Here is a 10,107-nt window from a genome sequence, read left to right on the forward strand (position 1 = left end):
CGGTCCCCGGGCGGGCCCGGCTGCGAGACGCGGCGAGCACCCCGACGACGCCCGGCGAAGGCGCGCGACGCCAACACCGTTGCGACGTACGGAAGTCGACGGGGAACGTACGAGTGACGGTCGGGCGAAGCCCCGACCACCGCACCCCCCGCGTACACGAGCCCGGTACACGAACCCCGTACACGAACCCCGTACACGAACCCCGTACACGAACCCCGTACACGAACCCCGTACACAAGCCCCGTACACAAGCCCCGTACACAACGAGGCCCGCCCGGCCAGGGCTACGCGTCGCGTCGCTTCAGCACGATCCACCCCACCACCAGCGCCGCCAGCGCCCACGCCGCCATGATCGCCAGGCCCTCGTACGGCCCGTACGGGCGGTTCAGCGACTCCGGGACCACCGCCGTGATCGTCTTGCCCGCCTGGTCCGGCAGATACTGCGCGTACTTCTTCGTCGCGCTCACCGTGCCCAGGATGTTGGAGATGAGGAAGAAGAACGGCATCAGGATCGCGAAGGCCAGCAGCGGGCTGCGCAGTACGAAGCTCAGGCCCATCGAGAACAGCGCGATCAGCGTCATGTAGACGCCGCCGCCCAGTACCGCGCGCAGCACGCCCTCGTCCTGGATCGAGACGGCGTGCTCGCCCAGCAGCGCCTGTCCGACGAAGAACGCCGAGAAGCTGGTGGCCATCCCGACCACCAGCACCAGCGACGTGGCGACGAAGACCTTCGTCAGCAGGAAGACCGTGCGCTGCGGTACGGCCGCCAGCGAACTGCGGATCATGCCGGTGCTGTACTCGCTGGAGACGACCATCACGCCGAACGCGATCATCGCCAACTGCCCGAGCCCCGAGCCCGAGAAGCTGGTCTGGGTCGCGTCGAAGGTGAGCTGCTGCTGCTTGCTGAGCTTGTCGAACTGGGAGGCGGTGAAGGCGCAGATGAGGGCGGACAGCCCGACGGTGACCACCAGCGCCGTGGCCAGCGTCCACAGGGTGGAGCGCACGGAACGGATCTTGGTCCACTCCGAGCGGAGAACGCGCGTCGTGTGTGGCATGGTCTACCGGTTCCTCCTGGCGGGGGCGCCGCCCGTCCCCCGGTCGCCGGGCGGCGGCTGTGCGGCCTGGTCGTGGGCCTGGTATTCGACGGACTCCGCCGTGAGCCGCATGAACGCCTCCTCCAACGAGGCCTTCTGCGGGCTCAGTTCGTGCAGTACGACCTGATACCAGGCCGCGATCTCGCCGAGCCGGGCGGGCTCGACGCCCTCGACCTGCATCGCGCCGTCCTGCTCGAAGACGGGCCGGACGCCGAAGCTCACCAGCACGTCCCGCATCCGCTCCGGCTGCGGCGTGCGTACGCGTACGAACGTGCGCGAGTTCTCCGCGATGAAGTCCGCCATCGAGGTGTCCGCGAGCAGCCTGCCGCGTCCGATGACCACCAAGTGCTCGGCCGTCAGGGCCATTTCGCTCATGAGGTGGGACGAGACGAAGACCGTACGGCCCTCGCCCGCCAGATGCTTCATCAGATTGCGGATCCAGTGGATGCCCTCGGGGTCGAGGCCGTTGACGGGTTCGTCGAACATCAGGATCTGCGGGTCGCCGAGCAGCGCCGCGGCGATGCCCAGCCGCTGCCCCATGCCGAGTGAGAACCCCTTGGGGCGTTTCTTCGCGACATCGCTCAGCCCGACGAGGTCCAGTACGGAGTCGATCCGCTTCTTCGGGATGTTGTTGGACTGCGCCATGCACAGCAGATGGTTGTACGCGCTGCGCCCGCCGTGCACGGCCTTGGCCTCCAGCAGCGCGCCGATGGAGTTGAGCGGATCGCGGAGCTGGTCGTAGCGGCGGCCGTCGATGCGTACGTCGCCGCTCGTGGGGCTGTCCAGGCCGAGCATCATCCGCATCGTCGTGGATTTGCCCGCCCCGTTGGGGCCGAGGAAGCCGGTGACCATGCCGGGGCGCACGCTGAAGGTGAGATGGTCGACGGCCGTCTTGTCCCCGTACCGCTTGGTAAGCCCGCGCAGCTCAATCATGCCCTGACGCTATGCGGGCACGGACCCCGATGCCAGTGGATGGCCCACGGTGACTCACCTGCGTGCGCAAGGCGGCGCGGCCGTTCCCGGTGCTTCCACGTGTATGGGGACGGCCCGGTCGCCGGTGATCAACGGGACGGATGGGCAGCATCCGGCGCGCGGCGATCCCGGCGCTGCGACGACGAAGACCCGCTGCCCGCGCTCCCGTTCGGCGCGTGAGGCCGCCCCCGTGAGACCGTCCCCGACCCCGTCCCCTTCCCGTCCCCGTCCCCGGACACGCGTCGGGCCCGGCACGAGCGGTGTGCCGGGCCCGGGTGCGGGACGCGGTGGCGGCGCCGGAGCGCCGTCAGTGCGTCAGCGGGACTGCTGCGCGGGGACGCTGCGCGCCGCCGACTCCTCGTCGGTGGCCGCCTCGCCCTCCTCGGCGCCCTGACCGGCGGCGGCGACCGCCGCACCCGTGAGGGTCGCCAGCATCTCGCGCACGTTGGTGAGCTGGGCGTTGATGCTGTCGCGCCGGTTGGTGAGGGCGGCCAGCTCGCGCTCCGACTCGCTGCGGACGCGGTCGGCCTTGGCGTTGGCGTCGGCCACGATGTCCTCGGCCTGGCGCTGCGCCGTCTCCACCGTCTGCCGTGCACGGCGCTCCGCGTCCGTACGCAGCTTCTCGGCCTCCAGCCGGAGCTGCTCGGCACGGTGCTCGATCTCGGCGAGGCGCTTCTCCGCCTTCGCCTGCCGGGAGGCGAGGTCGCGCTCGGACTGCTCGCGGCGCTTGGCGAGGTTCGTCTCGAAGTCCGCGGCGGCCTGCGCGGCCTTGGCGCGGGTGTCCTCGAAGAGGGAGTCGGCCTCCTCGCGCTTGGACTGCGCGTCCTTCTCCGCCTCCGTACGCAGCGCGTTGGCCTCGCCCTTGGCCTTCTCGACGATGCTCGCGCCCTCGTCCTCGGCCTTGGCCTTGCGCTCGGAGGCGAACGCCTCGGCGTCGTTGCGCACTTGCTGAGCGGCGCCCTCGGCGAGCTCGCGGTGCTGCTCCGCGGCCCGGCGGGCCTCGTCCCGCAGGTCCTTGGCCTCCTCCTCGGCGAGGCGGAGGATCTTCTCGACCCGGGCACCGAGCCCCGCGTAGGACGGCTCGGCGTCGTTGACCTGGGCCTGGGCGTTCTGGGTTTCGAGGTGCAGCTCCTCGATCCGCTTTTCCAGAGAGGTGATGCGGGCCAGTGCGCTGTCACGGTCGGCGACGAGCTTCGTGATGCGGTCGTCCACCTGCCCGCGGTCGTAGCCACGCCGCACGAGCTCGAAGCCGAAGGGAGAGGAAGTGTCGCTCATGGGGTTCCTGTCGAGTCAGACGGGTTATCAGACGGGGGAGTGTTGGGGGAATCCTAGGGGCCGAGACGGCGTGTCAGCGAGCCGTTGCGGGTTTGATCTGGAGAATGTGCGCTCGTTCGAGTGGCTAACTTCCGGACTCCTTGCCGGCGGACCGAGTCGTACCTGCACCAACTCCCGCTGTCACGCCATTCGTTGACCCTTTGCCGGGGCTGCCTTTCTTGCCGCCGCCGCTCTCCGCGTTGCCGCCGGCCCCGGGAGTCTCGAAGGACTCCAGCGCCTCCAGCACGTCCTGTACGCGCGAGATCTCGGCGTTGATGTCCTCCTGGCGCCGCTCCAGCAGCTCCAGTTCGTGCTGTCCGGCCGCGACCGTGCGTTCCGCCTCGGCCTTGGCCTCGTCGCGGACCTGCTCGGCCTCGCGTACGAGTTCCGCCTTGCGCTGCTCGGCGTCCTTGAGCAGACCCTCGGCCTTCTTGACCGCGGAGACGCGGACGTTGCCGGCTTCGTTGTCGGCCTCGCGCACCATGCGCGCGGCCTTCTCCTCGGCGTCGCGCAGTTGTTCCTGCGCCGCCTTCACGAGCTTGTCGCAGCGCTCCCCCGCGGCCTGCATCGCCTCGGAGGACTCCCTGCGCGCCCGCTCGTGCAGCTTCTCGATCTCCCGTTCCACACGCGTGCGTTGCTCCTGCGTACGCTCCCGGATCGACGAGGCGTCGCTGCGGGCCTCCTCCAGCATCGTGTTGGAGTCCGTACGCGCCTTCTCGACCATCTGACGGCTGTCGTCCCGTGCCTCGGTGACCAGACGGTCGGCCTCCCGGCGGGCGGCGCCCACCATGCTGTCGGCCTGCTCCTCCGCCGAGGTCTGCGTACGGCGGGCCTCCTCGCGGGCCTCGGCCAGCAGCCGGTCGGCCTGCTCCGCGGCGTCGTTGCGGCGGCGTGCGGCCTCCTCGCGGGCCTCGTCGAGGACGCGCTCGGCCTCCGTACGGGTGCGCTCCGCCTCCTCCAGGGCCTCCGAAACCGTCGTCTCCGCCATGGACTTGGCGGCGTCCGACTCCTCCTGGGCCTCCTGGCGCAGCTCGGCGGCGGCCTTCTCCGCGGCGGAGCGGCGGGCGGTGATCTCCTCCTCGGCCTGCTCGTGCAGTCCGGCGACCGAGTCGCGTACCTGCTGTGCCGTCTCCTCCGCGGCGCTGACCATGTCGGCCGCGCGGCGCTCCGCCTCCTCCACGAGCCGGGCCGCCTCGGCCTGTGCGTCCTCGACGCGCTGCCGTGCGGTGGAGAGGAGTTCGTCGCTCTGGCGCCGGGCGTCCGTACGCTCCCGGTGCGCCTCCTCGCGGGCGCCGGAGAGCAGGTCCTCGGCCTCGCGCCGCCGGCGGTCGGCCTCCTCGCGAGCCGCCTCCAGTGCCTCCGCGGCCTCCGTGTTCGTCCGTTCCGCCGCGGCCGTGGCCTCTGCGCGGATGCGGTCGGCGGTGTCCTGGGCCTCGCTGCGCAGCCGCTCCGCCTCCGCGGCGGCGTCGCTGCGGAGCTGCACGGCGAGGGCCTCGCCCTCCGCGCGGGACTGCGAGGCGTCCGAGTGCGCCTCGCTGCGCAGCCGTTCGGCCTCCTCCTCGGCCTGCTGCTGGAGGGTGCGCAGCCGCTCGGCCGACTCCGCGCGCAGCCGCTCCGTCTCGGCACGCGCCTCGTCCCGCAGACGCTCCGACTCGGTGTGCGCCTCGCGGAGTTCGCGCTCGGCCTCGGTGACCTTCTGGTGCGCCTCCTCGTGCAGCCGCTCCAGTTCCTCCGCGGCCTCCGCCTTGCGCTCCTTGGCGGCGCGCTCGGCCTCCTCGCGGATGCGCCGGCCCGCCTCGTCCGCGTCGGCGCGCGTCTGCCCGGCCTGCTGCTCGGCCGTCGAACGCAGCTCCTCCGCCTCGGTGTTGGCCTTCTCCAGCGTCTCGTCGGCCTGGCGGCGCAGCGCCGTGGCGCGATCGATGGCCTCGGTGCGTACGCGCTCGCTCTCGGCGGCCGCCTCCGAGCGGCTGTCCTCCGCGTCGGCCTTCGCCTTGACGAGGAGCTCCTCGGCGTTGTTCGCCGCCTCCTCGATCTGCTGGACGGCCTCGCGGCGGGCCTCGGCGCGGATGCGCTCGCCCTCCTCGACGGCCTCCGCGCGGAGCTGTTCGGCCTCGCCGCGCAGCCGCCGGGCCTCCTCCTGGTACTCGGCGGCCTTCTCGCGGTACTCCTTCGTGTCGTCCTTGGCCGCGCCCTCCAGCTCCTCGACGAGCTGCCGCGCCTCGGCGCGCAGCCGCTCCGCCTCGTCCTGGGCCTCCTTGCGGATGCGCTCGGCCTCCTCGGAGGCCTTGCGCGTGGTGGCCTGGGCCTCCTGGGACGCCTTGTCGAGGGCGTCCTCGGCCGTACGGGCGGCGTCGGCGAGCTTGTTCGCGGACTCCTCGGCCGAGCGGGAGCGGGCCTCGGCCTTCGCCTCCTCGATGAGCTGCTCGGCCTCGGCCTTGGCCTCGTCGCGCAGTTGCTGCGCCTCGGCCTTGATGGTCTCGGAGTCCTTGGTGGCGTCGCTGACCATGCGCGCCACTTCGTTCTTCGCGGTGCGCAGCCGCTGCTCGTTGTCCGCCTCGGCGTCGGCGACGAGCTTCTCCGCGGCCTCCGTGGCCTTCGCCAGCTTCTGCTCGGCGTCGGAGCGGGCCTCGCGCAGCGCGGCCTCCGCCTCCTGCATCCGCTCGCCGGCCCGGCGTACCAGATCGGCGGCCTCGCGCCGGGAGGACTCGGACTCCGACGTGGAGGAGTTACGGAGCTGTTCCGCGTGCTCGCTGGCCTCCTGGGCCTGTGTGGAGGCGTTGTTGAGGAGCCGCTCGGCCTCGGCGCGGGCCCGGCGCAGAATCGCCTCGGCCTCCGAACGGGCCTGCTCCGCCTCGGAGGTGAGCCTGCCGCGGGTGTCCTCGGCCTGCCGCTGCGCCTCCTCGCGGGCCTGGGCGAGGGAGCGTTCGGACTCGGCGCGCGTCTCCTCCATGAGGCGCTGCGCCTGCTGTTCCGTACGGGCGCGGAGCTGTTCGGCCCAGGCGACGTTCTCGTTGACGTGCGATTCGACGGTGGAGCGGCGCTCGGCCAGCTCCTGGTCGAGCTGCTGCCGACGGCGTACGGCCTCGGCGTGCAGCTCCGCCTCCAGCCGGGACTGCTGCTCGGCCCGCTCCTGGAGCAGCCGCTGCGTCTCCATGCGGGCGTCGCGCAGTTCGCGCTCGGCGTCGGCGCGCATCTGGTCGGCCTGGAGCTGTGCGTTGCGCAGCAGCGACTCGGCCTGCTGGGACAGGTTGTCGTAACCGGCCGGACGCGTGGCAAGAGCGCGGCGCGCCTCGTGCAGCTTGGCGCGCAGCACTTCGACCTGGTAGCCGAGGTCGTCGGCATGGTCGACGGCCTTCTCCCGCTCCTTCTTCAGCCGCTCCATCTCGGCCTCGAACTGCGAGAGGTGGTCGTCAGCCTCGTAGCGGTCGTAGCCCCGCACTGCGCGGTCCCATCCGTCCCCTGGTCGTGGTGGTGAACTGACCCCTCGTGGCGATGGTGTCAGATCATCGGCTGAACTTCGGGCCGGATATCCACTCCGGCGCCCTTATCGAGGGTGGCGCGGAGGCCCGCCCCGGCCGAGGGGCCACTCTACCGGGCCGAGAAGCAGGCGTCAGTGGCTCGTTGTTGCCGATGAGTTCCCGGAGGTGGGAGAGGCGGCCGCGGTGACCAACTCGGTGAGGACCCCGTGACAGTCCTTGGGATGGAGGAAGGTGATCCGCGAATCCATCGACCCCCTGCGCGGCTCGTCGTAGAGGACGCGCACGCCGCGCGAGCGGATGTCCTCGGAGTCGGCGTCCACGTCCGCGGTGCCGAAGGCGATGTGGTGGACGCCCTCGCCGTTCTTGGCCAGCCACTTGCCGACGGCCGAGTCCTCGCGCACCGGCTCCAGGAGCTGGAGGTAGGAGCCGCCGCCGTCGTCCGTGCCGTTGATGCGGAGCATGGCCTCGCGGACCCCCTGCTCCTCGTTGACCTCGGTGTGGAAGACCTCGAACCCGTACGTGGCACGGTAGAAGTCGACGGTCTTGTCCAGGTCGAAGCAGGCGATCCCGATGTGGTCGATACGCGTCAGCATCGTCCCAGTGCAGCGCCTGGGCGTCCGGTTACGCAACGTGCGCACAGTCACACCCGCCGGACGGTGACCGGTGACAGTACCGCTCAGTACATTGGCTGGCAGTCCCCTTAACCCTCGTTAACCTGCCGGGTCCTGCGGCCCGGCGACACCCGTACCCGCGGCCCGGGGGCGGCCCCCCAGGAAGGGATCTGAACCTGATGACTGGCACGTCAGCTCAAGCGTCCGGCAGCTCCTCGGTGATCGTCTCCGGCGCCCGTACGCCCATGGGACGGCTGCTCGGCTCGCTCAAGTCCTTCTCCGGGGCCGACCTCGGAGGCGTCGCGATCAAGGCGGCGCTGGAGCGGGCCGGGATCGGCGGCGACCAGGTCGAGTACGTGATCATGGGGCAGGTGCTCCAGGCCGGCGCGGGGCAGATCCCCGCGCGGCAGGCGGCCGTCAAGGCGGGCATCCCGATGAACGTCCCGGCGCTGACCGTCAACAAGGTCTGTCTCTCGGGGCTCGACGCGATCGCCCTGGCCGACCAGCTCGTGCGCGCGGGGGAGTTCGACATCGTCGTGGCCGGCGGCCAGGAGTCGATGACGAACGCGCCGCACCTGCTGCCCAAGTCCCGCGAGGGATACAAGTACGGCGCCGTCGAGATGCTCGACGCGATGGCACACGACGGGCTGACCGACTCCTTCGAGAACATCGCCATGGGCGCCTCCACGGAGAAGCACAACACCCGGCTTGGCATCGCACGTCCCGAGCAGGACGAGGTGGCCGCGCGCTCGCACCAGCGGGCCGCCGCCGCGCAGAAGAACGGCCTGTTCGAGGCCGAGATCACCCCGGTCGAGATCCCGCAGCGCAAGGGCGACCCGGTCGTCTTCAGCCAGGACGAGGGCATCCGCGGCGAGACGACCGCCGAGTCGCTGGGCAAGCTGAAGCCGGCCTTCGCCAAGGACGGGACGATCACGGCCGGTTCGGCCTCCCAGATCTCCGACGGCGCGGCGGCCGTCGTCGTGATGAGCCGCGCCAAGGCGGAGGAGCTGGGCGTCGAGTGGCTCGCGGAGATCGGCGCGCACGGCAATGTCGCGGGCCCGGACAACTCCCTCCAGTCGCAGCCCTCGCGGGCGATCGAGCACGCGCTGTCCAAGGACGGGTCCGGTCTGAAGGCCGCCCACCTCGATCTCATCGAGATCAACGAGGCGTTCGCGGCCGTCGCGGTGCAGTCAACGAAGGACCTCGGCGTCAGCCCCGAAAAGGTGAACGTCAACGGCGGCGCGATCGCGCTCGGCCACCCGATCGGGATGTCCGGAGCGCGTATCGTCCTCCACCTCGCGCTGGAGCTGAAGCGCAGGGGCGGCGGCACCGGGGCGGCCGCGCTGTGCGGCGGCGGCGGGCAGGGCGACGCCCTGCTGGTCCGCGTTCCGGGCAACGCGGGCTGAGCGCGGGCCCGTTCGGCACGTCCGTACCGGCGGATCCGTTCCGCCGGTACGGAACGGACGCGGGGTCCCGGGTTCCGTGAAGACAGCGGTCGTGGAGAGACAGAGGCAGGGGAGCGCAGCAGGCATGGCGGTGGACGTCTCCGAGCTGGTCGAGCAGGCGAGGGAGGGCCGGCCGAGGGCGGTCGCCCGGCTGATCTCCTTGGTGGAGGGGGCCTCTCCGCACCTGCGCGAGGTCATGGCGGCGCTCGCACCGCTCTGCGGCAACGCGTACGTGGTGGGTCTGACGGGCTCGCCCGGCGTCGGCAAGTCCACCTCGACCTCGGCGCTCGTCACCGCGTACCGGCGGGAGGGCAAGCGCGTCGGCATCCTCGCCGTCGACCCGTCCTCGCCGTTCTCCGGGGGCGCGCTCCTCGGCGACCGGGTCCGCATGGGCGAGCACGCCTCCGATCCGGGCGTCTACATCCGCTCGATGGCGACCCGCGGCCATCTCGGCGGGCTGGCGTGGGCCGCGCCGCAGGCCATCCGCGTACTGGACGCGGCCGGGTGCGACATCGTGCTCGTCGAGACCGTCGGCGTGGGCCAGAGCGAGGTCGAGATCGCGGCACAGGCCGACACCAGCGTCGTGCTGCTCGCGCCCGGGATGGGCGACGGGATCCAGGCCGCGAAGGCGGGGATCCTGGAGATCGGCGACGTGTACGTCGTCAACAAGGCCGACCGGGACGGCGCCGACGCCACCGTCCGCGAGCTGAACCACATGCTGGGGCTCGGCGAGGCGCGCTCGCCCGGCGACTGGCGTCCGCCCATCGTCAAGACGGTCGCCGCGCGGAGCGAGGGCGTCGAGGAGGTCGTGGCGGCGCTGGAGAAGCACCGGGCGTGGATGGACGAGCGCGGGGTGCTCGCGGAGCGGCGCGCACGGCGGGCGGCGCGGGAGATCGAGACGATCGCGGTGACGGCGCTGCGGGAGCGGATGGGCGAACTGCGGGGCGGCAAGCGGCTCGACGCGCTGGCGGAGAAGGTCGTCGGCGGGACGCTCGACCCGTACGCGGCGGCGGACGAGCTGGTCGCCGGGGTCACCGAGCAGTAGTACGCGGCAGACGGCGCACGCCCTGCCCGCACGCCCTGCCCGCACGCCCCGCCCGTACGGTCTGCGGAACGGCAACGGGCCGCCGGCGCCGGGGAGTCGGGCTCGCCGTACAGACGGAAGCGGCGGGGGCGCCGTGAGGCGCCCCCG

The 10,107-nt window shown here is 71.9% G+C and carries 7 protein-coding genes; 2 read left to right on the forward strand and 5 right to left on the reverse strand.

Annotation, left to right across the window (positions count from 1 at the left end):
- Positions 1–284: 284 nt before the first annotated feature.
- The 5 genes from AN218_RS11425 to mce all read right to left on the reverse strand — a co-directional run bounded on the left by AN218_RS11425 (position 285) and on the right by mce (position 7,452).
- Positions 285–1,055, reverse strand: a complete 771-nt coding sequence (locus AN218_RS11425; RefSeq protein ID WP_070016745.1) for an ABC transporter permease subunit — start codon at positions 1,053–1,055, stop codon at positions 285–287.
- 3 nt (positions 1,056–1,058) lie between these two features.
- Entirely contained in the window at positions 1,059–2,027 is a 969-nt protein-coding gene (locus AN218_RS11430; protein ID WP_070016746.1) for an ABC transporter ATP-binding protein, read from the reverse strand.
- Positions 2,028–2,381: 354 nt separating this feature from the next.
- A complete protein-coding gene (locus AN218_RS11435) occupies positions 2,382–3,341 on the reverse strand; it encodes a coiled-coil domain-containing protein (RefSeq protein ID WP_070016747.1) in 960 nt (319 codons plus the stop codon).
- Positions 3,342–3,465: 124 nt separating this feature from the next.
- Positions 3,466–6,819 carry a polarized growth protein Scy gene (scy, locus tag AN218_RS11440; protein ID WP_070016748.1) on the reverse strand — a complete coding sequence of 1,118 codons (3,354 nt, stop codon included), beginning with the start codon at positions 6,817–6,819 and terminating at the stop codon, positions 3,466–3,468.
- A 171-nt stretch (positions 6,820–6,990) separates the two neighbouring features.
- A complete protein-coding gene (gene mce, locus AN218_RS11445; protein ID WP_070016749.1) occupies positions 6,991–7,452 on the reverse strand; it encodes a methylmalonyl-CoA epimerase in 462 nt (153 codons plus the stop codon).
- Between the two features lie 236 nt (positions 7,453–7,688).
- Here mce and AN218_RS11450 point away from each other — a divergent pair, with 236 nt between their 5' ends.
- Both AN218_RS11450 and meaB read left to right on the forward strand, forming a co-directional pair.
- Positions 7,689–8,876 carry an acetyl-CoA C-acetyltransferase gene (locus AN218_RS11450; RefSeq protein ID WP_070016750.1) on the forward strand — a complete coding sequence of 396 codons (1,188 nt, stop codon included), beginning with the start codon at positions 7,689–7,691 and terminating at the stop codon, positions 8,874–8,876.
- Between the two features lie 124 nt (positions 8,877–9,000).
- Positions 9,001–9,960: a methylmalonyl Co-A mutase-associated GTPase MeaB gene (gene meaB, locus AN218_RS11455; RefSeq protein WP_070016751.1), complete on the forward strand. Its 960-nt coding sequence runs from the start codon at positions 9,001–9,003 to the stop codon at positions 9,958–9,960.
- The last annotated feature ends 147 nt before the right edge of the window (positions 9,961–10,107 follow it).

Origin of the sequence: Streptomyces nanshensis (assembly GCF_001751255.1) — a bacterium.
In the GTDB taxonomy this organism is placed as follows: domain Bacteria; phylum Actinomycetota; class Actinomycetes; order Streptomycetales; family Streptomycetaceae; genus Streptomyces; species Streptomyces nanshensis_A.

Excerpts from the sequence above, each read along its gene's own strand:
- AN218_RS11425 (WP_070016745.1), bottom strand. The coding sequence starts at position 1,055 with ATGCCACACACGACGCGCGTTCTCCGCTCGGAGTGGACCAAGATCCGT.
- AN218_RS11430 (WP_070016746.1), bottom strand. The coding sequence starts at position 2,027 with ATGATTGAGCTGCGCGGGCTTACCAAGCGGTACGGGGACAAGACGGCC.
- AN218_RS11435 (WP_070016747.1), bottom strand. The coding sequence starts at position 3,341 with ATGAGCGACACTTCCTCTCCCTTCGGCTTCGAGCTCGTGCGGCGTGGC.
- mce (WP_070016749.1), bottom strand. The coding sequence starts at position 7,452 with ATGCTGACGCGTATCGACCACATCGGGATCGCCTGCTTCGACCTGGAC.
- meaB (WP_070016751.1), top strand. The coding sequence starts at position 9,001 with ATGGCGGTGGACGTCTCCGAGCTGGTCGAGCAGGCGAGGGAGGGCCGG.